22 protein-coding genes are annotated in these 23,039 nt (G+C 36.6%); 2 read left to right on the top strand and 20 right to left on the bottom strand.

The genetic code is table 11. From position 1 onward, the window contains the following. Nucleotides 1–20: 20 nt before the first annotated feature. The gene (locus F564_RS0117955; RefSeq protein ID WP_154656925.1) at nucleotides 21–665 is read right to left on the bottom strand and encodes a DUF6266 family protein; all 645 of its coding nucleotides are present in this window, start codon (nucleotides 663–665) and stop codon (nucleotides 21–23) included. A 356-nt stretch (nucleotides 666–1,021) separates the two neighbouring features. On the opposite strand from F564_RS0117955, the gene F564_RS0117945 reads away from it, so the two are divergent. Beyond that, the gene (locus F564_RS0117945; RefSeq protein WP_028123775.1) at nucleotides 1,022–1,300 is read left to right on the top strand and encodes a helix-turn-helix domain-containing protein; all 279 of its coding nucleotides are present in this window, start codon (nucleotides 1,022–1,024) and stop codon (nucleotides 1,298–1,300) included. 153 nt (nucleotides 1,301–1,453) lie between these two features. Here F564_RS0117945 and F564_RS0117940 read toward each other — a convergent pair whose 3' ends face one another. The 18 genes from F564_RS0117940 to glyA form a co-directional block, all read right to left on the bottom strand. Then, on the bottom strand, nucleotides 1,454–2,509 hold the full coding sequence (locus F564_RS0117940) for a hypothetical protein (RefSeq protein WP_028123774.1): 1,056 nt from the start codon (nucleotides 2,507–2,509) through the stop codon (nucleotides 1,454–1,456). A gap of 1 nt (nucleotide 2,510) precedes the next feature. Further along, nucleotides 2,511–3,680: a hypothetical protein gene (locus tag F564_RS0117935; RefSeq protein ID WP_028123773.1), complete on the bottom strand. Its 1,170-nt coding sequence runs from the start codon at nucleotides 3,678–3,680 to the stop codon at nucleotides 2,511–2,513. After that, a complete protein-coding gene (locus F564_RS0117930; protein WP_161625954.1) occupies nucleotides 3,670–4,704 on the bottom strand; it encodes an acyltransferase family protein in 1,035 nt (344 codons plus the stop codon). Before F564_RS0117930 ends, F564_RS0117935 begins: the two co-directional genes overlap by 11 nt. A 2-nt stretch (nucleotides 4,705–4,706) precedes the next feature. Beyond that, entirely contained in the window at nucleotides 4,707–5,762 is a 1,056-nt protein-coding gene (locus tag F564_RS0117925) for a glycosyltransferase family 4 protein (protein ID WP_028123771.1), read from the bottom strand. Next, nucleotides 5,762–6,955: a glycosyltransferase gene (locus tag F564_RS19735; RefSeq protein ID WP_034982033.1), complete on the bottom strand. Its 1,194-nt coding sequence runs from the start codon at nucleotides 6,953–6,955 to the stop codon at nucleotides 5,762–5,764. The genes F564_RS0117925 and F564_RS19735 overlap by 1 nt, the downstream gene beginning before the upstream one ends. Next, nucleotides 6,948–8,078 carry a glycosyltransferase family 4 protein gene (locus tag F564_RS0117915; RefSeq protein WP_028123770.1) on the bottom strand — a complete coding sequence of 377 codons (1,131 nt, stop codon included), beginning with the start codon at nucleotides 8,076–8,078 and terminating at the stop codon, nucleotides 6,948–6,950. The genes F564_RS19735 and F564_RS0117915 overlap by 8 nt, the downstream gene beginning before the upstream one ends. After that, a complete protein-coding gene (locus F564_RS0117910; RefSeq protein ID WP_028123769.1) occupies nucleotides 8,065–9,138 on the bottom strand; it encodes a glycosyltransferase in 1,074 nt (357 codons plus the stop codon). Before F564_RS0117910 ends, F564_RS0117915 begins: the two co-directional genes overlap by 14 nt. Then, nucleotides 9,135–10,094, bottom strand: coding sequence for a glycosyltransferase family 2 protein (locus F564_RS20075; RefSeq protein WP_051259744.1), 960 nt, complete (start codon nucleotides 10,092–10,094; stop codon nucleotides 9,135–9,137). Before F564_RS20075 ends, F564_RS0117910 begins: the two co-directional genes overlap by 4 nt. Then, on the bottom strand, nucleotides 10,078–10,731 hold the full coding sequence (locus F564_RS0117900; RefSeq protein WP_051259743.1) for an acyltransferase: 654 nt from the start codon (nucleotides 10,729–10,731) through the stop codon (nucleotides 10,078–10,080). Before F564_RS0117900 ends, F564_RS20075 begins: the two co-directional genes overlap by 17 nt. Nucleotides 10,732–10,735: 4 nt before the next feature. Next, a complete protein-coding gene (locus F564_RS0117895) occupies nucleotides 10,736–11,875 on the bottom strand; it encodes a polysaccharide pyruvyl transferase family protein (protein WP_034982032.1) in 1,140 nt (379 codons plus the stop codon). 2 nt (nucleotides 11,876–11,877) lie between these two features. Further along, nucleotides 11,878–13,026, bottom strand: a complete 1,149-nt coding sequence (locus tag F564_RS0117890) for a glycoside hydrolase family 88 protein (protein WP_028123766.1) — start codon at nucleotides 13,024–13,026, stop codon at nucleotides 11,878–11,880. Between the two features lie 71 nt (nucleotides 13,027–13,097). Continuing rightward, the gene (locus F564_RS19725; protein WP_161625953.1) at nucleotides 13,098–14,000 is read right to left on the bottom strand and encodes a glycosyltransferase family 2 protein; all 903 of its coding nucleotides are present in this window, start codon (nucleotides 13,998–14,000) and stop codon (nucleotides 13,098–13,100) included. Between the two features lie 32 nt (nucleotides 14,001–14,032). Further along, nucleotides 14,033–15,487 carry a lipopolysaccharide biosynthesis protein gene (locus F564_RS0117880; RefSeq protein ID WP_028123765.1) on the bottom strand — a complete coding sequence of 485 codons (1,455 nt, stop codon included), beginning with the start codon at nucleotides 15,485–15,487 and terminating at the stop codon, nucleotides 14,033–14,035. Next, nucleotides 15,487–17,820 (bottom strand): GumC family protein, encoded by a 2,334-nt coding sequence (locus tag F564_RS0117875; RefSeq protein ID WP_028123764.1) that lies wholly within the window; start codon nucleotides 17,818–17,820, stop codon nucleotides 15,487–15,489. Before F564_RS0117875 ends, F564_RS0117880 begins: the two co-directional genes overlap by 1 nt. Before the next feature lie 5 nt (nucleotides 17,821–17,825). Then, nucleotides 17,826–18,530 carry a polysaccharide biosynthesis/export family protein gene (locus tag F564_RS0117870; RefSeq protein WP_228373938.1) on the bottom strand — a complete coding sequence of 235 codons (705 nt, stop codon included), beginning with the start codon at nucleotides 18,528–18,530 and terminating at the stop codon, nucleotides 17,826–17,828. 134 nt (nucleotides 18,531–18,664) lie between these two features. Then, entirely contained in the window at nucleotides 18,665–19,270 is a 606-nt protein-coding gene (locus F564_RS0117865; protein ID WP_028123762.1) for an outer membrane beta-barrel protein, read from the bottom strand. A gap of 98 nt (nucleotides 19,271–19,368) precedes the next feature. Continuing rightward, nucleotides 19,369–19,845, bottom strand: coding sequence for a regulatory protein RecX (locus tag F564_RS0117860; RefSeq protein WP_028123761.1), 477 nt, complete (start codon nucleotides 19,843–19,845; stop codon nucleotides 19,369–19,371). A 66-nt stretch (nucleotides 19,846–19,911) separates the two neighbouring features. Beyond that, the gene (gene glyA, locus F564_RS0117855; RefSeq protein ID WP_028123760.1) at nucleotides 19,912–21,180 is read right to left on the bottom strand and encodes a serine hydroxymethyltransferase; all 1,269 of its coding nucleotides are present in this window, start codon (nucleotides 21,178–21,180) and stop codon (nucleotides 19,912–19,914) included. A 247-nt stretch (nucleotides 21,181–21,427) separates the two neighbouring features. Here glyA and F564_RS0117850 point away from each other — a divergent pair, with 247 nt between their 5' ends. After that, nucleotides 21,428–21,724: a hypothetical protein gene (locus F564_RS0117850; protein ID WP_028123759.1), complete on the top strand. Its 297-nt coding sequence runs from the start codon at nucleotides 21,428–21,430 to the stop codon at nucleotides 21,722–21,724. Nucleotides 21,725–21,876: 152 nt separating this feature from the next. Here F564_RS0117850 and F564_RS0117845 read toward each other — a convergent pair whose 3' ends face one another. Next, nucleotides 21,877–22,764 carry a DUF72 domain-containing protein gene (locus tag F564_RS0117845; RefSeq protein ID WP_028123758.1) on the bottom strand — a complete coding sequence of 296 codons (888 nt, stop codon included), beginning with the start codon at nucleotides 22,762–22,764 and terminating at the stop codon, nucleotides 21,877–21,879. Nucleotides 22,765–23,039: the final 275 nt, after the last annotated feature.

Here is a 23,039-nt window from a genome sequence, read left to right as displayed (position 1 = left end):
GAACATGGGCAATCAATAATTTACAGAATCACAACGCTGCCAGCATATGCTGATATCGACGACTCTACACCATCCTGGGAACGGAATGCGATCCATACATGAAGCTCCTTACCAGACAAGTATGGTGGTAAGGGTACTGTCACGGTGGTATCTGTCCGTTCACCCAAATTCTCTAAAAACACCGGACATTTCTGCGACTCCTCGTAGTAAAGCAATTGCAACTGATCTGCCAGTCTATCTGGGTTAGCACCCGAATTGTTGTACCACTCTACCGACAATGCACCGACTGTTGCCGAATCTATTCCTGTTGGCACTGCTGCCAGAAGGTTTCCACGTGAGAACTCAATCTCTGGAAAATCAGGCGAAATCGTCATTAGTGCATAATCCAATTTGAATGCATTGAGCAAGTTGGTGATTGCCTGGTTGTAGCTGGATCTCATGCCTTGCCTGTATCCAAAATATACCGAGGCGTAGCCTTTGTAGGGCAGGATGAAGTCATAGCACTTTTTCATCCTGTTCTGAATCAGGAGTTGCTTTGGAGATGGCGGCGTGGTTTTTTTACGAGGTCGCACTCTCAATATTTCAGTTCCGGCAACATTTGCCACAACAAGTCGTCCAGTTCTGCCACTGGACCCTGACAATAAAGAATCATTTAATTTTCCCATGACATTAATTTTAGGGGGTTTCAACATCCCAAAGGTATCATGCGGATCTGACCTTGCCGTCAAAACTTCCGAAATTTGCCGCCTGAATTATTACTGGTAGGCTCTGGATAGGCATTGAATAAGCTTTGAATAGGCTCCGGATAGGTTCTGGATAGGCTTTGGATAGGCTTTGGATAGGCTTTGGATATAGTAACAGGTTGAAACTGATGGAGTTTGGACGGGTGGCAGGCACAGTACAAAAATTGTTCATGGATGTTTACCCATAATTTTACTGAAAAAAAATCACAAATTGTCGTCATTTTTAATATATTTTCGGTAAAATTCATTAATTCAGTGTAATAAAAACACAAGCCATCATGAAACCATTTTCACTTTTCAGTGAGAGCCAAATTAATGAATGGATTTTGGATCTCAAACAATTGATCGACCATCTGCTTACACAACGTATTTTTGACCAAAAGCTGCTTCTGACGGAGGATGAAGTTTCCTCACTTTTGGGCGTCAGTGAACGCACCATGCGTACCTACCGCACGAAAAAATACTTCCACCACATCAAACTGGAAGGTCGTATTTTATACCTGGAACTTATTCTCTTTATTGATCTTATTATCATCAGTCTGGAGAGTTTGCTGTAGGTTTTTGGGTACCCCACCCATTGTTAAATGAGAAATTCACCCCCGGCCCTAAAGGGGGAACGTGCGCCCCGGCCCTAAAGGGGGAGTTCGCCGTGGGAACAAAGGTTGAATTTTATCCTGCACCATTAATGAATGTTCGATATTAAAGAAAGTTTAATGTTGAGCGGCTTTTTTTGCTTGACTGATGATCTGGATAGCGGTGATTAAGATGAAAGGCATGTACATCATCTTTGTTCTCACGAAAATCCCTAAGCAAGAATAGCGTTGGATGAAAAAGAGGGATGAAATCACGAAAAACAAAAGTGCTATTTTGCCAAATAAGTCCAGACTCATTGATTTTGGACGAAGGACATAAATTAACATTGCACCACTTAGCAAAATCAATATCAGGAAGTTTTCAGCACTGATGATCAATGAATATAAAGATACAGAGTCCGTAAAGAGAGGTCGGAAATTAAGGGCAAAAACCCTTTCAAACACATTGTAATTGATCATCGGCACGTAAGAACCAGCTCTTTTAAAAGCGACCAAGGAGGCATCATTTCTTTCCAGAATGGTGGTCACATCAAAGGGATTACGGTCCAGAAGATGCATAGTCATCAAATACAAACCTAGGGAAAAACCTATACTCGCGGTCGTGATTGCTAATTTTTTCCACCCAAATCCCCTATCTTTTAAAACCAATGCGAAAGCAATGGCCATTAACAGAAACATCGCCACGTGTGGCCTAATCAGGATTAATAACACCCATCCCAAAACATACTGCAAATTTGTATATCTGCCTTTGACTTGATTGATGATAATCCACGTGATTGCCAAGAAGACGATTGGCTCTTTGCCGATGATGGAGGTCCAGACGTGTAAATTTGGCAGTAAAAAGACGAACATCAACAGATATCTGTGTCCATCATTTTTGGGTTCGATATATTTTAGGGAAAAAATGTAAAGTTGATAGATGGCACAGAAACCAATCAAACTGTAAGCTACAAATCCTGCCCAGAAAGGAAGGTGGAACATATTTGACCATGGATAATTGATGAATTTTATCACATCGGTTCCTGCGTGCAGATACTCGTTCCATGCTCTATCGGGGTGCCAATATCTGTAAGCATCGCCCTTGTTATGCTGACTGTAATGCCAGGTCACAAGAACGAATAATACGTGGTAAATCAAAAGAAAAACGGGAAATCCCGACCATTTTCTTTTCATGTTATTTTTTTAATTGCTTCTTTTGGTTCCTGATCATCTGCTGTTCATACGAGAAGATCCACATCATATAAATAATTAATCCTGGTAAAAACATATTCCGCATCCGGATCATAATCCCAAGATTGCCCAACGATTGGGAAAAAGCCAGCGTCCCGACCATCACAAAAAAGACGAGTCCTTTTACTACGAATGGTGCTGCTTTGAAAGCGCCAATAGGATTGGTTCTCATCGCTTTTATAAAGACAAGCAACAGGACTAGATTTTCTGCTGATGCAATGAGTCCATTGATATTTCTGGCATCAAAAAACAAAGGTCTGAACCAAAATGTCAGGACTTTGAGTGGAAACGGATAGGATGAGATATCGATCGCTGATCCTGTTGTTCCACGGCTGAGAACTGCTGCTTTATTGGTTGCAAACTTATCAAAACCGTCGGCGGAGGCTTCTTCAATTTTGGCAAACTGCATTACCGTTGGCAAAATGGCAATTCCAATGCCTATCATCACCGCTGAAAATAGAAATCTTTGAAAAGGAGAGACTTTGCCACCCATTACGTATGCCAACCCGAATCCCACCATCAAAAACAATGTGATGTGAGGCCTTACTGCCATCGATATCAATACCGCAAATGCCAACAAGGGGATTCTTTTAAAAGGTTTCATCAATCCATAGACAAACATACCAATACAGAGAAATAAGAGTGTGTCCTTTCCTACGCCCGCACTCCAGAAATTGAGGTTTGGCAAAAAGAAAATGAGAGGAAACAAGACATATCCATTGATCATTTTATTATACTGAACATTCTTGATTGCTACTACATAAAAGAATGTAAGTCCCATAAAACCAAACAGTGAATACAGCAGTGTATTGGACAGATAAGACATGTTTAAAAGGTTGGAAAACAAAAAGTTAAAGGCATACATAAACATGGTACCTTCCCCATTAAACAAACCATTTTTGAAGGTTTCAAAATTGTAGGTCTTTGGAACGCGCCAATACCCAACGGCATCTCCTAAGATAAAAAAGCAGAAGTATGCGCCCATTAATAAGTGAAAGAAAAACAGCCTTTTGAGCATCAGCTCATCATAATCCGAAAGTTCATCCCTGAAAATATTAATAAAACCGAGGCCCAACATAATGATGATTGGGATGTAAATAACATCAAGCAACATAAATATCGACTTTACTTTTGATTAATGCAATGACTTTCTTTTCAAAAATTACATAATAAATATAACTAATTATAGTGATGATGGTGACCACCGTTAGAAATTCTGTAAAAACAATCAATTGTGACTCGTTTTTGGGGAAAATCCTCACCAAAATACTCTGTAACGGATTGTGCAACAGGTATAACGAATAACTCGAATTCCCTATCATCATAAATAAATTACGTGTACTTATTTTTCTGTTCCAATACAACACGCCTAGAAAAACAAAAAGAGACGCAGAGAAAGCAAACAACAGATTTTGAAAGAATGGAAAAATATTGATATTCAGATATTTAACAATTAAAAAAACAATTAAAACCAATACCGATGCTGATAACAGATAAGTATATTTGATTTTAAAATTATACTTAATGAGATAAGCCACCAGCACACCGATAATAAACTCAAGATTATAAAGACTGAAGATGACTTTCAGAATAGGATGGCTAAGATCCAACTTAATTATTGCAGATGCAATGATTCCTAAAACCCATAAAGCAAGGAAATAGAACCACCCTTTTTTCCAAATGAAATTAAGTGAAAATACAAAGTAAAAAAACATCTCGAATATCAATGTCCAAGCGACTGATAAGGCAGGATTCCCATGAGGTAACAGCGTAAGAGAAGTCAGCAGACTCATCGAGCGGTCTGCCGCACTGATGCTAGGTAAAAAATAATAAAGAGCGATCATCCCTAAAGAAATCGGGAGGTACGGAATGTACACCCTGATTATCCTGTTGAAGGCATATTTTTTAATATAAGTCTTGTCTCCCCTGTATTTAAAAGTGGTATAGGTGATAATGAACCCTGAGAGGATAAAGAAAAAATCGACTCCTAATTTTCCTATTTTTGCAATGAATTCTAAAGCGGGAATATCAAGATGATTAAAATGTGCAAAAGAGGCATATGTGTGGTGAACAACAACCAACAATGCCGCAATCCCTCTATAAATCTGCAGGATATCAAAGTATTTTTTTTGCTCCATGATCATTTTATTAATATATTTTTCCACTTGTCCGCAGTCACCTGAATACAAAATTGCTTTTCCACCAGCTTCCTTGCATTCTGACCCATCTGAGCTCTCTTTTCACTATTATTTTTGAGGAATCGGATATGGCCCATCCATTCTTCCTTGTTTTTGGCGATGAATCCTGTTTCGTTATCAATGCAAACCTCTTTGTTCATCCCGATATCAGACGCTACACCAGGAATTCCGCAGGCGGCGTACTGAATCAATTTGTAGGCACATTTTCCCTTTTCCCATTTCGAATCCTGAAGTGGCATTATTCCCACATCCATATTAAGGATGTTAGCAACTTCTGTATTTTCTGTCCACTGGATGTATTTTACATTTTTGCCAAGATCCATATCCTCGGTCATTCCCACAATATTGAACTGAATGTCTGGTTCTTGATTTTGTAGTTCTTTGATCCATTCTTTGCAAGGCAAAAGATGCTTTTCGAATGTCGTTTTTGTACCGATCCAACCCACAACAAATTGTCCAGGGTCTGTGTTTTCTTTCAACGGATAACGATCCAAATTAATGACGGTTGGAATGGTGTGAACATTTTTCGCACCGGCATTTTTCGCATATTCTGCCAGGTAGCTGTTCCCAGCTACGACCGTTCCGCTCAGCTTCATCACTGTGGCAATCTTGTTGCCCAGCAATTTTTTAATCACAGGATTGGAACTTTGGTCATAATTATGAAAAATAGCATCGTCATAATCTACTACATATTTGACATTCAGCCTATTCAGCAACCACTCTGCTAGAGCAGGTAGAAAAGGGAAAATTTCTTTTTCCACTACCACCTGATCGTATTTCAAAACAGAGAACAGGACAAAGAATCTTTGCAGATAAGCTTTCGCTACTGCACCGATATTTTTTTTCCCGGCATAGAAATCTTTGAGATAAGCCTCATCAAAAAAAGGTTTTACCGTGATTAGAAATCCTGCTTTTTCCAAATAAGGAACATACTGATAGCTCCGCATTCTGCTGCTGCCAGCCATTCTTGTATATTTGGTAAGATAAAGGATTTTCATTAATTGATTTTCTTAATTGCTTGGATGTATGATTTTGCAGCAGCTTCCAAAGAGAAATAGTGCTGTGCTTTTCCCGCGATGCTGATTTTGTCGGCAAAGATAGCCTTTTCTAAAAATTCCTTGATTTGTGCTGCCTGAGCCTCTAACTTGAATGCGTGATCGTACACATAACACTCTACGAAGTTTTTCAAAATACCATCTGTATCTCCAATGCCCTTACTTGCGATGACCGGCAATCCGCACAACAAATACTCTCCCAGTTTTATCGGTGCGACGCCCTGCATGCTGAAAGTAGGTTGACGTAGGGCAAATGCCAAATCCGCAGCATTGAGGTAAAAAGGCACTTCATCTGATTTTACGGATTTCAAAATGATATTTTGTTTTAATTCTGACGGCATGTTTTGTTCAGCAAATTCTGTATTACCAGTCAGTATTAGAAATTTAGATTTATGTTTCTGTGAATGGTTTTTAAAGATTTCCAGCATCTCCGAAAAGCAGTATTGCGGCCCCAAAGAACCTGCGTACACAAACAGGAATTCGTTTTCCAATCCTAATGCTTTGCGAGCAGCAACTCTAGAATCATCATTTAATTTAAAGAGGTTTTTGTCTCTACCATTGAAGACTACGGAAAATTTGTGCCTGTTTGCTTCTCCAATATTGTTGATATGAACATCAATCGCTTTATCAGATCTTGTGATAACGGCATCTGCACTGTTCAGCATCTTGGTCTCAGCAGATTTCATCAATTTGTACTGAAACGAATCTGTTTTAAGACCTGCAAAATCAACTCTTTCTTCTATGGGCAAGCCATCGGCGTCGAAGATCACTTTGAAGTTTTTATGTTTAATTTGATTGACCATCATTGCAGGAAAAGTACTTCTTGGCATGACGGTGTCGATGTTATTTTCCCTGATATATTTTTTGATTTTGCCAGATGATGTAAAAACAGTCAGCAAACTACCTACAGAAACATTAGGTTTTCTAATGATTGGTAAAGCAGCATACTTAATCCCCATTTTTTGCGCTGTATTCTTGGTATGACAGATCTTGTTATCATCGGCCCAAGTGAACTGCAGCACGTGAAATTGGACATGCTTCATCTTAGCAATTTCATGAAAAATAGGCATAAACAAGCCTTCCATATAGGAAGTCTGAGGCCCGTCCCAAGTGATGAAGAGGAGATTTTTAGGCATTAATTTTTTTCTTTTCTAATAGTTCTCTATAAAGATTCTCTACATCCTTCACGTAGCGTTTTTCGGTGTAATTTTTGATAGCTCTCTCATAGCCACTCGCTGCATATCCTGTGACCAAGTCTGCAGAATCATACATTTTTTTGATAGCCTCTGCTATTTCCGCAGGCTGATGAGGCTGTATCAAAAGGCCCGTTTCTCCATCTACCACTACATCTTGAAGCCCACCAACCCGTGTGGCAATGACTGGTAAATGGTGAAGCATTGCTTCTGCTGCAACCAATCCAAAACCTTCTCTCTGGGACGCTATGCAAAAAACATCCATTAATTTGTAGAAAGGCGCGGTATCGTATTGATAACCTGTAAAAATGACTTTATTTTGAATACCTAAATCAATTGCCTTTTGTCTGATTAATTCTTCATCTTTCCCGTTTCCAACAATCAATAATTTAAGATTCTCTACGTCTTTTAAAATATGAATAGCTTCAATAATATCTGTGATCTTTTTATGGTCATTAAATAATCTGCCAACTGTTCCAACTACAAAATCACCTTCTTTAATAGCATATTGCTCTTTCAAATTCTGAATTTCCAAGTCTGAAACTTGCCTGGGAATTTCCACTCCGTTATTGATTGTGATTACTTTTTTTGAAGAAACTTTTGCAGTATTTCTTAGATAATCTGCGACATTTGGTGCAATCGCAATAAATTTATCGGCAGCAAAAGAAAACAACCTTAACAGCATATTGGCTTTTGAGCTTCTATTTTGCGGATCGGACGTTTCCTCTAACAACACAATGGGAACTTTTTTTAGAAATCCGTTGACAGCCGCCATTGTGACCCCTTCATAGACTGCACCGTGGATGATATGTGGTTTGAAATCATCTATGATTTTCTGGATTTTCTTGTGTTTCTCCCAATGAAAAATACCTTTAAAAGTTTTAATCTCTATAATTTCCACGCCTTCATTTTGTAACTGATCTACAAGTCCACCTGCTTTATGAGTGGAAATAATTTTCAGTTCATACTTAGATTTATCCAAATATTTTGCGAGAGAAAGTCTGCGTTTTTCCACACCACCCGATGCCACAGTTGACATCGTATATAAAATTCTAAACTTCTCCATGATAAATATCTAATAACTGATTAATATGGCTTCTTAATGTATATTTAGTAACGATACTTTCCTGGCCATTAAAACCTATTCTTGCTAAAGTTTCGCTATTAAGCTCTAAAATTTCTTTGAGTTTTTGGAACAAGGCTTCTTCATTATCTGCAGGAACCAGAAAACCATTCTCTCCATCTTCGATCAGATCATCTGCGGCTCCCACTTTTGTACTAAGTGATGGTGTTTTGCTGTACATAGCCTCTAATAAAGAATTCGAAAAACCTTCGGTATATGAATTCAGAATATAAAGATCACTATCTATCAAATATGGAAAAGGGTCTTTTACAAAGCCAACAAAATTCACAGAATCTGAAATCTGTAATTGTTCTGCTTTTTGTTTCAAAGAAGTTTCCAGAATGCCTGAACCCAAAATGTTCAGTTTTACATGATGGTTTCCTAGTTTTATAAGTCTAGCGATCACATTGATAACACCCTCAATATTTTTCACCGGTTCTAACCTGGAGACCATTGAAATATTAAAATGAAGGCTCTCCGCTTTTTTAAGCTTACTCAAATCATAATCAAAAGTTCCAAAATTGGGAACAACGGTTACGACATCAGGTTTTAGCTGATAGCTTTTTAAAAGAAAATTGGCAACACTGTGGGACTCTACCAAAGTTCTGTATGATTTTTTATACAGGAAGCTAAATATTATTTTTGCTATTTTCGAATGGTTTGGAATACCAATTTCTTCGATGATTACTTTTGGAACATTCGCAAGTTTTCCTGCAAAAAAACCAAAAAAAGAAGCTTCTGCTCCAGAAGCATGGATAACGTCCGGTTTTAGTTCTCTAAATACTTTAGATAATGCCAGTATGGTTTTCAATGCAGGTATTTTGTAAGGCAGTCCCAGACAAATTACATTTTTGCAATTTGCTTTTATCTTTTCCTCGGCAACACCGCCTTTATTAATTGCTACAAAAATCCATTCATTATCATCTTTCCAAGAAGAAATGTTTTCTTTTTTACGCTCTATACCGCCAAAATCGAGAAAAGTTGTCAGATGAATAATTTTCATTTGTATATGTATCTAAAAAGAAATTTGAAGTATAGCCTTTTATATTTGTGTTTTATTATTTTCTGAAATGTACTATGTCCTGGCAGCTTGAACAGCAGCTCAGCTAAACCATATCTTATATTAATTTGCTTCAGAATCGATGTTGCCTGAGCCTTTGTTTTTTGATCAAAATAATAGGGAAAAATATTGAAATAAATATATTTGCTGACAAATTCCTGAAATTCCCGACTTTCATTTTTTGCTAATAAATCTTTATACATTGCTAGAATATTCCCGACTAAGGCATTGTCCAATGCTGTATAAGAGGCTGTAATCTGTTGCTGATCTTCATCAGAATAATAGACTAATGAATTTTCTATATAGAATGCTTTACCGCCACTTTCTATAATCCTGAACCAGACATCTAAATCCTCTCCACTTTTAAGACGCGTATTAAATGGGACATGATGGTCAAAAAAATCTTTTTTCACAATGGTGGCCGAAGTGAGAAAAAGCGTGTTCTTGATGGCCGTTTTAAAATAATTTTTAACCTCAGAATACCTGACGTCTTCTTTATTTTTCTGAACCAAAAGTTGGTCTCTCGTGTAGTGAGCACCAATAATGCTGACAGTCTTTTCCTGCTGTATCAAATGATTTGCAGACTCTAGAAACCACGGACTCCAATAGTCATCCGCATCTAGAAAAGCAATGTATCCGTACTGGCTGTTTAATAGTCCGGTATTTCTGGCTGAGGAAACGCCACCGTTTTTTTGAGATATGATGGTGACTTTGTTCCCAAATTTTTCCTCTACCAATTGTACACCATCATCTTTGGAACCATCATTGACCATAATGATTTCAAAATTTCTATAATTCTGTTCAAGAACAGAGTTGATACATCTCTCGATATATTCTTTCTTGTTGTAATAAGTTATGATTACAGAAAACATTGCATCCATTTTATTTCCATTGAACATTTTCCTTAATGACTTTTGCCGGTACTCCTGCAGCCAAACAAGCTTCCGGAATACTTTTCGTAACCACAGAACCCGCAGCGACTATAGAACCGTCTCCGATTGATACGCCCTTTAGGATTGTGACATTAGCTCCTATCCAAACATGATTGCCAATTTTTATATCACAAGATGCTATGTTGTGGCTTCCATTGGTCATTAGCTCATGGGAATCATTATCTCTTATGTACACATTTTCTGCTATTGCTACTCCATGACCAATCGATATTTTTTTATGACATCTGATCTGGCAATTTTTATTGATGTATCCACTTCCCAGATTCAGTTCAGAATTTTCAAGGAGGACAACATCACAGCCGCTATGGATAAAAAATGACTTATCAACGTTTATGATACTATTTTTTCCCATTTCCATACATCCGGATGCACCGTCGTTTCGTCTTAAATATCTGTTGAGAGCCAGGTCGCCATTGTTGATATTGATTTTCGCAGTTTTATCTATATTAAATGTAATTCTTCCAAAAAATAGAATTCGTGATGCATTTTGCCTGCTGCCTTTGATATAAACATTTGGAAGCAGACTTTTAGGTGCTTTATAAAATGCTTTTAGTGAATTGATCAATAACCCAATAGAACCCATGACTTTATTTTTCGATGTTATTTAAAAGATAAGCCAAAGACTCAGCCTTCAGTTCGTTTAAAGTTGCATTAACTTTAGAATAATCAATACTTGCTAATAATTTTTCAGAAATCAGGGATTCATCATAGCTCTCAATTAACCTGTCCTCCAGATTCAACAATGCCAGCAAAGACTTAAAACGTGCTGCACCTCTCTCAGAATTTACAATCGTTAAAAATGGCTTATTAAATATGATGGAAAAGATGGTTCCATGAAAAGAGTCAGTTACGATAAAATCTGCCTGATCAAAGGATCTAATCCACCCTTCTATAGAAGGGTAGGCATAATCATTCAAAACCTTAGATGATGATTCTCTGATAATTTCTTTGGGCTGATTGGTTGTGACATCTTTGCCCAGTTTTTTCTGGACAAAATGAATAATATCTTTTTTAGATTCCGATTTATCCAGAACATAAGTGAAGATAGATGGCGCTGATCTTTCTGATTGTTCTGTAATCAACTTCAAGTAATCTTCCTTTCCCAGTAACAATGTAGGATCCAGAACAAAATTTGCATCTGTGTTCAAATTATCTTTACAAAGCTGAACAGCACTCTTTTCTCGTACAGAGACGCCATCAAATAGCTTGACTAGACCTTTTACTTCTTTGGTTTGAGTGTCGCTATATTCCCAAGTATCTACACCAAAGGATGCCGCGTAAGATATTTTTTTTGTTGTGGAATTGTCTTTTAAAAATCCGAAAAAATAGTCATAAATATTTGGCGAATAACGCGGTCGCCACACCTGATCACTTCCTACAATCACCACATCATAAGTGTTATTTTTGAAATGATTGACCATTTTTTCGTTTTGATCTATAACTTCAGAAAGTGTCATATACTTTGCTATAAAATGACGTGGATTTTTTGTAACATATCTAATATCAGAACTTGTGAAATTTCTAGCATTGCCAAGTTTAAGAGTATTGAGGATCGTGTTTTTTATATTGCTTAATAGTAATTTGGATCCGGAAACACCATTGTACCTTCTATCGATTGTTGTAACATCGTAATCGTTATTCTTCAAAACTTTTTGAAGCGCAAAAGCTTGTAAAATTCCACCATAGTTAGAAATGAGTGGCTGTGTCAAAATCGCAATTTTCTTCATTTTTATTTTAGTTTTGATAATAGTAATAACATCATACCTTGTGAAAACTCACTCTTCCCAAAAAAGTCAGAATAGTCATTGATTCCAATAGTATCACCGGATGTTTGCATTACATAACCATCCTGGACGTAAGGCTGTAATGTGTTGATCAGTTCTTCTTTATTGACAGTAATGATCCCGGAATCTGAGAAGCAATTGAGAAGCATCATTGTTGCTGACAGATCTGCTTTTTGGCTGCTGCCTGGAAACTGCGAATAAATATGATTTCCAATGCTAGGAACGCTACTGAAAATTTTTTCTATCTTATTCACATAAGATGCATCTACAGAATTAACCGCATTGATTCCCAGCAAATACCAACCGAAGCCACGTCCCCAATTGACAGAGCCTGTTCTGATAAAAGTCTTTAAATGAAATGAGTGAGAAGGTAGAAATGTTTCACTATCAACACCGTGTTTCTCAAAAAAATCAATCTGGGCTTTTGCCAAAATCAAAGCATCGCCGTCACCACTGACTTTAGAATAACTGACTAGAAAAGGAACTATCATTCCCAATACATCTACATATTGGTTGTCAGAAGATTTGTTATAAAGCATTATACCTTTATGATCCAGATTAGTTAAAATAAATTGAAAGATATATTCTGAGAATTGCAAATATTTTGCTTCCTTGAATTTGTCATAAAGACTTAATGCTGTCAATCCAAATGGAACCTGATCCGGTTTATCCATCGTGAATTTGGGTTGCCCTGTCTGATCAATAATTTTATCGAACACCGCTTTGAATCTTAAGATATCGGACTCCTTATTCTTATTCAAAACATACGATGAAAGACCATGGTATAAAAATGCAACAGGAAAATGAAATTTCTTAAAAGAATCAGACTTTGTCCCTTTGATGTAATGGTACAGTTTTTCGGAAACGTATTGCTTTTTGTCCCAGGTCGTCAGTTGTTTATCGGCCTCGATAATATCGAATGAAGTTTTTAAAATCTCATTCTCAATCGCTTTCACATCTTTATCTGTTGGCGCTGTACTTTTTTTTCTTTTTTCTTTTAGAATATTTTTAAAGAAGGGAAAGAAATCATAGTAGAAGAACAGAATATTGACGAAAGCTGATGTTATTAGAATTATATAAAGGAGAAATTCCATATCGTATCTATTTTAATTTGGCATCTTATCTTATCCGTAATTGGGTAAAATAAGAAAAGTACTTGACTTTTCTAATAGAAATTTATATTCTGATTTTTCATTTTGTACCTGTTTTTGATCTGTGAATATTTTCTGGACAGATATAAATAATGATATAGTATCAAAAAGAAATCTCTTATTTTTAATGTTTTCACTTTGGACAATAAGAATTTCAGCATCAAAGTTCTTTTTCTACCTGATGAAAAATTCAGGTTTAGCATGATGCTTTTGATTGCAAGCAAAGTCTGCTCCTTACGGAACTTTTCTGTCAACTGTCCTTTTCTCTCCTCTCTTAAATGGTGTATTTTTGAAAATGGCGTTATGACCAACGAAAAGCCGTGGTATTTCAATCTTTGCAAGAAATTAGAATCTTCTCCATAGTGGAAAAATTCTTTTGAAAACAGCCCAATTTCTGTGACCGCCGCTGTTTTTACCATCCACGCTGCTGCGTTTACAAAGCCTATTTCGTAATATGCTTTGGGATTCCCCAAAGTCATATCAGAGATGAAGTCCTGACATGTTTTTGCAGAGATATATTCTTCAAATTTCTTATCCAGTTTGTCTCCATTATCATTGAGATGCAATGGAGATACAATCCCAATTGTCTTTTTGCTCGTAAATACATCAATGAGACGTCCAACCGTATCAGGATAGATGATGGTATCTTGGTTTAGAAGGAACACAAATTCTGAATGATTACTTGCTGCCATTTCAAAACCTAGGTTATTTGCGGCACCAAATCCTAAATTTTTTGGAGACTTAACAAAATTCACATTTTTAAAAGAACTGTCAATCAACTCTATTGTCCCATCATTTGAGCCATTATCGATCACAATGACATCCACTGGATAGTCAGATCTTTCCAGACTACGCAGACAATTTTCTATCCACTTCATCCCATTATAGGTGATGATTACACAGGAAACCTTCTTCATTATTTTCATTTTGGAATATTTTTTCTTATATACTAGAATTTAAAATTTCCCTTTACTAAATCAAAAAATTCAATAAGAATCTTTTTCCTGAATATTCTCACGAAAATAATAAATATAGCAAATGCTAATATAGCACTAGATGATACTTGATAAAAAAGCGGAAGATTACTATCACCCGATAAATAATAGATATACTTCGCTCCCAAAACTCCTACTAACGCAAATGTAATGTAAAGAAATATACTAAAAACCATTTTGAAAAAATTGACATCCAATGCCCTATTAATCATAATATTACTAAACAAAAAGCTGATCAAAGCACAAAGCGGTAATGTAGACACAAGCAAATTAGCATCTCGACTAATAAAAAGAGAAAGTACTATAAAGAAAAATAACTGAATTTTATTTATCATTTCGAATTTCAAAATCTTTGAAGAATCGACAACTATTTTGAGAATACTTATATTGTAATTTGTAATTGACCCAAATAAACCAGCGATACATGCCGCCGTTAAGAAAAAACTTGCATTTTCCCACTTTTTTGAAAATAATAAAATAAGTATTTCTTTTGAATAAAAACCCATAAAAATAAATATTGGGACCAAAATTAGCAACAAAACTTCTTGACAAAATAAAAAATAATGGTTGAAAGATTTTTTATTCCCTTGTATCTTAGAGAAGATTGGAAACAAAACCTTCATAATAGCACCATAAATGTTAGAGACTGGTATTTGCCGTAAGGTTATCGCTTGCGTGTAGTTTCCTACCAAACCTGAATTAAAAAATTTCCCCAAGACAATCTGATAAATATTTGCTGTAGAGCTGTTAAGCAATTCTACTACGACCAATTTATTACCATAAGAGAAGTGCTTTTTAAAAATTTCATAGTTAAAACCTAATTTAGGATTCCAATTTCCAAAAACCCAATGAAATAATGCCCAACAAAAATTCTGCAATAAATACATCCAAACCAGACTCCATACTCCATATCCATGATATGCCATATAAATCGCTACACATGAACTAATAATTATAGAAGGTAACTTCATTAAAGTCTGCTTCTTAAACTTTAAATTCTTCAGTAAATATATCGATTGCACTATAACAAATGACTGTATTATAATGTTCAAACCATATACTCGTATTAAAGCACTTAAAATTTCCTTGTTGTAGAACTTAGCGATATACGGAGCAAAAGAAAAAATAATTACATAAATAATAATACTTATTGTAACATTAGAAACAAAGAGTGTGGCATAATCTTCTTCATCAACATTCTTACTTCGTAAGATAGAAGTTGAAATACCAGAGTCCATCAGAACATTACTTATTGTTATGAAAATGAAGATCATTCCTATTAGACCATAATCTTCTGGAAACAATTTTCTTGCAAGGATAATGTTGACAAAAAAATTAATTATTTGTCCTCCGAACATCTCTATAAATGTCCAGATCATGCCCGAAAATGCCTGTTTTTTTAACGACATTATTTTCTTTTAAAAAGTTTTGCCAATTTCGTTTCTGTTCTGGCTGGTGAGTAGTAGCCATACCTGCTACCATATCGGCTATCTTCTGGCATAACGTTATTGAGTACAAAAGAAATATTTTTGATATCGTGAGTCTTTTGAAATTCATCTGCAAAACCAAGCATCTGATGACCAGTATAACCAGCTTTCACAATGTAAAGAATCACATCTGCATGTGGCATAAGATGAAGGGTATCACTCACAAGCATTACAGGAGCAGAATCTAAAATAATATATTGATAATGATCCTTAAGTTGATGAATCATCGTGTCGAACTTTTTCATATCCAGCAAATCATTTGGATTAGGTGCAATAGCACCGCTAAACAAAATATCCAGATTAGGATGAAGCGTAGAAGGCACGATGTAAGAATCAGGAGCCTCATCTTCTGATATTAAATAATCTGTGAGACCTTTTTCACTTTCCTTTACAAACCGATGCAGTTGGGGATTTCTAATATCAGCACCAATAATCAAAACCTTTGAGGATCCGGCAAGGGTCAAAGCCGTATTCATTGCAACAGTTGTTTTTCCTTCACCTTTTATAGAAGATGTCACCAGAATCACTCCACAGGACTGCTTTATCTCTTTCGATCGTAATAGAAATTTCAGATTGGAAGTTAGTATCCTAAATGATTCTGCAAACACAGTAAAATCGTTCTGAGTCAGCAAGACCAAACCACCATCCTGTTTAGCAGGAATCTCTGCAATGACCGCAGCGTTGGGTATATACGATTGTAATTCATCTTTTGTATGAACTTTGTTATCTGACGCATATTTGATATATAAGACTATCAAAGGTAAAAGTAAACCGGCCAATAATGCACCCATCATAATCTGCTGCTTATTAGGCTCTACGATACCAATGGTGTAGGCGGGATTCAGGATCTTTGCCTTTGGCGCAGTAACAGCCAATGTAATAGCATTTTCTTCTCTTTTTTGTAAAAGATACAAATACAGCTGTTCCTTCAGAGTCTGCTGACGCTCTATACCACGGAATATTTTTTCTTGTGTAGGATAATTATAAATCCTTGTACGATCAGCATTTAGCTGACCTTTTAGCTGTGCAATCTGGATTTGCAAGGTCGATTTGGACTCTAACAAGTTCTCTCTTATCAAGCCTCTGATCTCGGCAATCTCCCTGTTCAACTGAATAATTGAAGGGTTTTTATTTGTTGCTTGCTTTAAAGTCTTATTCCTAGTGAGCAACATATCATTGTATTTGGCAATGTACCCTTCCGTTGCATTAGAAAGTCCTAGATTAGTTGGTAAAAGCTGTTCTGAGCCACTGGCATTATAAATAGAATTAACCAAATCCAACTGTGTGGCATACAAAACGTACTGCTTGGTATTATCATTGGAATTGGTAAGTGCCATACTGGCCTGTGCATCAAGATCTGTAATTTCATTATTTCTTTTGAAATTCTCTTTTTCATTTTCTATACCTCCAAGATCTCTTGATATAATTTCCAATCTTCCATTGATGAAATCCTGTGTATTCTGTGCTTCTAAACTACGATCTTTTACACCTTCCGTATTATACTGCTCCGTAATACTGTTCAAAATATCCTCCGATTTACCTGGAATAGCACCTGTCAAACTCAATTCCATCAACAAACCTTTATTAGCAGGTAACACAACTGACACAGCTTTTTCTAAAGAAGAAACAATGTTTTTTGTGCTTTTAAACACAACTTTAACGGTTTTAAAATTTTTTCTACCTGGCTTGATATTTATAACTACTTTACCAAAAGGTAATGCCGCAAACTCGCCAAATGAAAATGTGTTTTTACCTTTCAGAAGTGGACCTTCTGATAGCTTATATGAATTATTGCCTACCGGCGTAATTAAATACGAAACTGCAGAAAACTTAGGATCTGAGATAGAAATAATTTTTCCCTGTACCGGTGATGAGGTGTAAAGCTCGATTTCTTTGATTGCTCCCACGGTAAAAAAACTAACATTCAGATTTAGCTTACCAACTACTTTCGCAAGATTCGGTTTTGCTAAAATTGCGGTAGTCTCTCCTTGAAGTTCACTGTCTTCTGAAAGTCCATTTCCTAAAGTCTGCAAATCACTCAGTGCTGCATTACCTTTCGTATTGGACTGTGGAAACTGTAATGTTGTTTTGGAAAGGTACTGAGGTGTGACATACCGAAGATAAATTTTAGCACCAAAAAAAAACAGTATGATACTAAGAACGATCCAATACCAATAACGCAGAAACTTTAAAACTTCTTTTTTGATATTAATTTTGTTCTTCTTTACAGCCGATTGGCCATCCATTAACTCCATATTAATTATTTGGATATTGCTATTATAATTGTAGTCAAGGATAAAACCACTGCAAAAATCTGCAATATTATCGCACGATTCGGATTTGCATTTGCGCCAATTTGTTTATTGCGGTCGGCTTCTACATACAGAATATCATTTTGCTGCAGATAATAATATGGTGAATTGACGATAGATGCTTCAGAAACATCAAGAGAATAGACAATGTCTTTACCCGACTCTTCGGAATAACGTATCAATTTTACTTTTGTACGGTTGGCAGAATCATTCATGTCGCCACCTAAAGCAAGTGCTTGTAAAACATTTAAACGTTCTGTAAAACTTGTTTTTTGTCCCGGAGTCCTGACGTCACCTAAAATACTGACACTGAAATTCACAAGTCTTATAGTGACTAGCGGATCTGTCAGATATTGCTTCAGTCTGGTTTCGAATTCAACCACAAGCTGTTGTTTGGTCATTCCTTTACAATAAACATTTCCCAATACAGGGAAAGAAACATATCCGTCAGAATTAACTTGATACTGATTATCACCTAACTGCAAAGCATTTCCGGTTTGCTCTCCAGTTTGCGGCATGGTTGTTCTATTGAAAGGCTTGATAGCTAGGTCATCTAAAGCTGTCACAGTCACCTCCAAAACGTCTCCTTCCTGTATGCGGAGACCTTCGTAGCGTGCCTGAGAAACTTCTTGCTCGAAGTTATTATTGCCCATGTAAACAAAGTTTTCTTTTGGCTTGCAAGAAAAAGCTAAAAGCATTAAGAGCAAAAAAAATAATGATTTTTTCATTGGAATCCTGCAAAGATAAAGATTATCTATTACAGTTTAGATAATATATAAATATAATATTAGTTAGTGCTGCCGATATAGTAGTTAACACCTATGCCTAACATCCTGTTATATGTTGTATATTTTGTATAATCTGGATAGATTTTTGAAAACCCTCTGTCAAACCGGATAAAAACATCCAGTTTGTCCTGTACTTTTACACCCACACCTACTGATACACCATAACCAATTGTTTTCTGATTGCCTTCCTGTGCAACTGTAAGAGACGGTGGTCCGCTGACTTTATCAGATACTAAAAATTCGAATCTTGGTCCTGCCATAAAATAGAGATCACCTTTATAGCCGTTATTCTTCAAAAAGTACTTGATATACAATGGCAATCCTACATAATTAAAATAAAATTTCTGACGGTCTTTACCTGGAATTTCAGCTGCCTCACCCTGCATCGCATACTCTAGCTGTGGCGTAAAATAAAGCCATGCCGAATTGGGTACCAGTGAGATATCTGCGAATACACCAACACTTCCGCCAAATATACCCCTTGAACGATCGTGAATGCCTACAACCGAAGTCTTATGAAAGTTTCCTGTCACACCATATTTTATAGACTGTGCGTTCGCAAACCCGAAAAACAACAGAAAATATATAAGATTTATTTTTTTCATGAAATGTATTGATCTAATTTGGGACGAAATTAAGAATTATTTATCTATTTTAACAAAATATTTTCTTTTTGATATGTTATTTGTAATATTAAATTATATTAACTTTCGGAATCCTGTCTCTCTATTTGATCCAAAATCACCTCATATTCATAGCCTTTGGACAATAAGTGTTTAATTGTTTTGCTCTTCTTCTGATAATCCTGAAGCCCTTTTTGTGCAGAAAAATAATTTTCGTAAAGCTTCATAACTGTTTTTTCATAATCTGAATCATCAATTTCATCCATAGAATTAGAAATCAGCTTTTCATTGATCCCTTTTTGCTTCAGATTCATCTTGATCTTAGTCCTTCCCCAGTGCTTGATGTAAAATTTTCCACGGATGTAACTTCGGGTAAAACGTTCCTCATTGAGGTAATTCTCCTTCATCAGATAAAGAAAAATCTCGTCCTTAGCTTCCGGAATCAATAAGAAATCTCTCATCTTCTGCTCCACCTCGGCATGACAACGATCCTGATAAACGCAGTAGTTGACCATTTTCTGCAGGATCTCCTCAAAAGTATAGGACTTTTTTTCCATCTGATTTCAAACAAAAAAGAATGAACGAAATTGTCCATTCTTTTATTGTCATTTTTTTATTATAATTTAATAGTTGAAAAGTGCGTGACCCTCCATCAACTCGTTTACTTTCTTTTTCACAGACGTCAGAACTTCTTCATTGGCAATATGATCCACTACTTCTGAGATCAAGCCTGCAATGGTTTCCATATCATTTTCTTTCAGACCTCTGGTTGTAATTGCTGCAGTTCCTAATCTGATACCAGAAGTGGTAAAAGGTGACTTGTCATCAAAAGGAACCATATTTTTGTTACAAGTAATATCGGCTTTCACCAAGGCTTTTTCGGTCTCTTTTCCGTTTACATTCTTATTGCGAAGGTCGATCAGCATCAGGTGATTATCAGTTCCGCCACTTACGATCTCGAAGCCATTGTCCACCATAGATTTTGATAAAGCCTGAGCATTAGCCTTCACTTGCTTAGCATACACTTCGAATTTAGAATCAATAGCTTCAGCAAATGCCACTGCCTTTGCACCAATCACGTGCTCCAAAGGTCCACCCTGAATGCCGGGAAAAACAGCACTATCAAGAACGGCACTCATCAGTTTCGTTTCGCCTTTCGGTGTTTTGTGTCCGTATGTATTTTCAAAATCTTTGCCCAGCATAATCATTCCACCTCTTGGCCCTCTCAATGTCTTGTGCGTCGTAGTCGTCACCACGTGGCAATGCGCAAATGGGTCATTCAATAAGCCCTTGGCCACCAAACCAGCCGGGTGTGCAATATCTGCCCAAAGTGTAGCGCCAATCTCATCTGCCACTTCACGGAATTTTTCATAATCCAAATCTCTGGAATAAGCTGAAAATCCAGCGATCAACATTTTCGGTCTTTCTCTCAAAGCCACTTCCCTCATCTGATCATAATCGATCAAACCTGTTTCTCTTTGAACACCGTAAGAACAAACTTCGTACTGAATTCCGGAGAAATTAACCGCAGAACCGTGCGTGAGATGACCTCCCATAGAAAGATCCATCCCCATCACCTTATCGCCAGGTTTCAGGATCGAAAGGTAGATTGCCGCATTGGCCTGAGATCCGGAATGTGGCTGTACATTCACATACTCCACCCCGAAAAGCTCTTTTGCTCTGTCGATCGCCAATTGCTCTACCTGATCCACCACTTCGCAACCGCCGTAATAACGTCTGCCTGGGTAGCCTTCTGCATATTTGTTGGTCAGTACACTTCCCATCGCCTTCATCACATTTTCGGAAACAAAATTTTCCGAAGCGATCAATTCGATTCCGTGGGTTTGTCTTTCTCTTTCTTTTTCAATGAGGTCAAAGATTGGGTCTTGCATTTTAGATTTATTTTTGTCAAAAATAAGAAATTCTGAAGATATTTTTATAACTTTAAATCTAAACTAAAACGATTCATATGATCACGAAGTCCAGCAAGATGATTTCCATACCTCTGTATTAAGGCTCCTGAAGATACGAACAAAGGCTCAGCATCAACTTCAAACGCAACAAAGCGCTATACTTAAAAAAGTTATTCTGAAAGTAAAAATATTATGACTAAGTTTACAAACTCTTAATAAAAAAATTATGAATTCTAAGAAAAAATATAAAAAAGAACTTCTGAAATCTCTGAAATATATGGAAGCTGCTGAAAGCACCTCACTGAAAGTGATGACCAACCTGATGCTTCTGAAAGAGTTAAAGGAAAACAACATCAGTTTCAAAAAAGGTGATGTCTTTTCGTTTGAAGACAATATTTTTGATTACAGCGAGGACAAAAATGTCCGTATTCTTGCAAAACTGCGTAAAAAAACAATGAAAGCGATGAATAAACTGGTGGAAAGAAATAATTTCAAAGATAAAGAGCTGAAGTTTTTGGCGTAAGCTTTTTTATGGTCTTCGAGAGCCTCAGAGTGACAATAACCACCCCGACAAAAATCCTTTGAATTTTCGTCGCCCCTCCAGAGGAGGGGAATTTTTGGAGAAAAAAAATAATTCCCTGCACGAAGGGAATTTTTTATTTTCTTTAATATCATTTAAAACAAAGTCGGCTGACCATCTGCCATTACAGGAGTGTGAATATCTGTCTTCCAGTCTTCATTCATTTTTTGAATGAGATGTGAAGACAAAAGTGGTGAAGCTTTTTCGATATTTTGATGAACAAAGAAATACAAATTCTGAAGACCCTCTTTTTTCCATTTGGTCAACCTTTGAAGCCAATCTTCCAATCTTTGATAATCGCTGTCGGCATTGGCACCAACATAACGGATGAAAGCACTGGAGGTCGTCAACCGCATATGAAGCATATCGCGTCTACCGGCTGTATCCACGATGATATTGGTAATGTTATTCATTTCAAACAATTCACAAACCGTGTTGAAAACTTCTTCGTCTGTGAACCATTCGGTATTTCTGAGTTCAATGGCTAAGGGAACTTCTTTTGGCCAGTCTTTTACAAACTGCTCCAGTCGTTCATAATCTTTCGGCTTGAAGTTATCGTGAAGCTGCAGGAAAACCATGCCCAATTTCTCATCAAAGTTAAGAACAGCTGATGCAAATTGGGTCACCACATCAGTAATATTCAGCAATCTTCGGAAGTGGGAAACGGTGTTGGTGATCTTCGGAAAGAATTTGAAATATTTAGGTGTTTTCTCCTTCCAAGTCGTAACTTGATCGGCTGTTGGCATCCCGTAAAAAGTGGCATTCAGCTCGATCGAATTAAATTGCGTTGCGTAATAGGTCAGCTCATCTTTGGTTCCTTTCGGATAAAAGCCTTTGAGGTCGGTCTTGTTCCACTTTGCACAACCTATGGAGATATTTTCCAATCCTTTTTTATTCTGTTCGAGGATGAATTGGGTTTGAGGATGGTCTTTTGGTAAAGTAAAATCTATCTGCGAAGGATCTGCAACTTGTCCGAATTTCATTTTAATTAGAAGTTAGAGGTTAGAAACGAGATGTTAGTTTAGAGCTCTAAAGTTAGAGAAAAAGAGTTGAATATTTTAAAGTTATCTAATATAACGTTGGAGTGATTTTTTTACCCCAACCCTAAAGGGAGGAAAATCAAGCTGAAATTTCATCGAAATTACTCCCTTTAGGGTTGGGGAAATAATTGCGATGAATTTTGAGGTCATTGCTAGATACACTTTTAAAATACCATAGAAATAATTTCAGATTGATTTTCTTTACCCCAACCCTAAAG

This window comes from Epilithonimonas tenax DSM 16811, assembly GCF_000428485.1.
In the GTDB taxonomy this organism is placed as follows: domain Bacteria; phylum Bacteroidota; class Bacteroidia; order Flavobacteriales; family Weeksellaceae; genus Epilithonimonas; species Epilithonimonas tenax.
The sequence above is the reverse complement of the archived record's forward strand: the minus strand, read 5'-3'. Positions and strand labels throughout refer to the sequence as shown.

Excerpts from the sequence above, each read along its gene's own strand:
- F564_RS0117955 (WP_154656925.1), bottom strand. The coding sequence starts at position 665 with ATGGGAAAATTAAATGATTCTTTATTGTCAGGGTCCAGTGGCAGAACT.
- F564_RS0117945 (WP_028123775.1), top strand. The coding sequence starts at position 1,022 with ATGAAACCATTTTCACTTTTCAGTGAGAGCCAAATTAATGAATGGATT.
- F564_RS0117940 (WP_028123774.1), bottom strand. The coding sequence starts at position 2,509 with ATGAAAAGAAAATGGTCGGGATTTCCCGTTTTTCTTTTGATTTACCAC.
- F564_RS0117935 (WP_028123773.1), bottom strand. The coding sequence starts at position 3,680 with ATGTTGCTTGATGTTATTTACATCCCAATCATCATTATGTTGGGCCTC.
- F564_RS0117930 (WP_161625954.1), bottom strand. The coding sequence starts at position 4,704 with ATGGAGCAAAAAAAATACTTTGATATCCTGCAGATTTATAGAGGGATT.
- F564_RS0117925 (WP_028123771.1), bottom strand. The coding sequence starts at position 5,762 with ATGAAAATCCTTTATCTTACCAAATATACAAGAATGGCTGGCAGCAGC.
- F564_RS19735 (WP_034982033.1), bottom strand. The coding sequence starts at position 6,955 with ATGCCTAAAAATCTCCTCTTCATCACTTGGGACGGGCCTCAGACTTCC.
- F564_RS0117915 (WP_028123770.1), bottom strand. The coding sequence starts at position 8,078 with ATGGAGAAGTTTAGAATTTTATATACGATGTCAACTGTGGCATCGGGT.
- F564_RS0117910 (WP_028123769.1), bottom strand. The coding sequence starts at position 9,138 with ATGAAAATTATTCATCTGACAACTTTTCTCGATTTTGGCGGTATAGAG.
- F564_RS20075 (WP_051259744.1), bottom strand. The coding sequence starts at position 10,094 with ATGTTCAATGGAAATAAAATGGATGCAATGTTTTCTGTAATCATAACT.
- F564_RS0117900 (WP_051259743.1), bottom strand. The coding sequence starts at position 10,731 with ATGGGTTCTATTGGGTTATTGATCAATTCACTAAAAGCATTTTATAAA.
- F564_RS0117895 (WP_034982032.1), bottom strand. The coding sequence starts at position 11,875 with ATGAAGAAAATTGCGATTTTGACACAGCCACTCATTTCTAACTATGGT.
- F564_RS0117890 (WP_028123766.1), bottom strand. The coding sequence starts at position 13,026 with ATGGAATTTCTCCTTTATATAATTCTAATAACATCAGCTTTCGTCAAT.
- F564_RS19725 (WP_161625953.1), bottom strand. The coding sequence starts at position 14,000 with ATGAAGAAGGTTTCCTGTGTAATCATCACCTATAATGGGATGAAGTGG.
- F564_RS0117880 (WP_028123765.1), bottom strand. The coding sequence starts at position 15,487 with ATGTCGTTAAAAAAACAGGCATTTTCGGGCATGATCTGGACATTTATA.
- F564_RS0117875 (WP_028123764.1), bottom strand. The coding sequence starts at position 17,820 with ATGGAGTTAATGGATGGCCAATCGGCTGTAAAGAAGAACAAAATTAAT.
- F564_RS0117870 (WP_228373938.1), bottom strand. The coding sequence starts at position 18,530 with ATGGGCAATAATAACTTCGAGCAAGAAGTTTCTCAGGCACGCTACGAA.
- F564_RS0117865 (WP_028123762.1), bottom strand. The coding sequence starts at position 19,270 with ATGAAAAAAATAAATCTTATATATTTTCTGTTGTTTTTCGGGTTTGCG.
- F564_RS0117860 (WP_028123761.1), bottom strand. The coding sequence starts at position 19,845 with ATGGAAAAAAAGTCCTATACTTTTGAGGAGATCCTGCAGAAAATGGTC.
- glyA (WP_028123760.1), bottom strand. The coding sequence starts at position 21,180 with ATGCAAGACCCAATCTTTGACCTCATTGAAAAAGAAAGAGAAAGACAA.
- F564_RS0117850 (WP_028123759.1), top strand. The coding sequence starts at position 21,428 with ATGAATTCTAAGAAAAAATATAAAAAAGAACTTCTGAAATCTCTGAAA.
- F564_RS0117845 (WP_028123758.1), bottom strand. The coding sequence starts at position 22,764 with ATGAAATTCGGACAAGTTGCAGATCCTTCGCAGATAGATTTTACTTTA.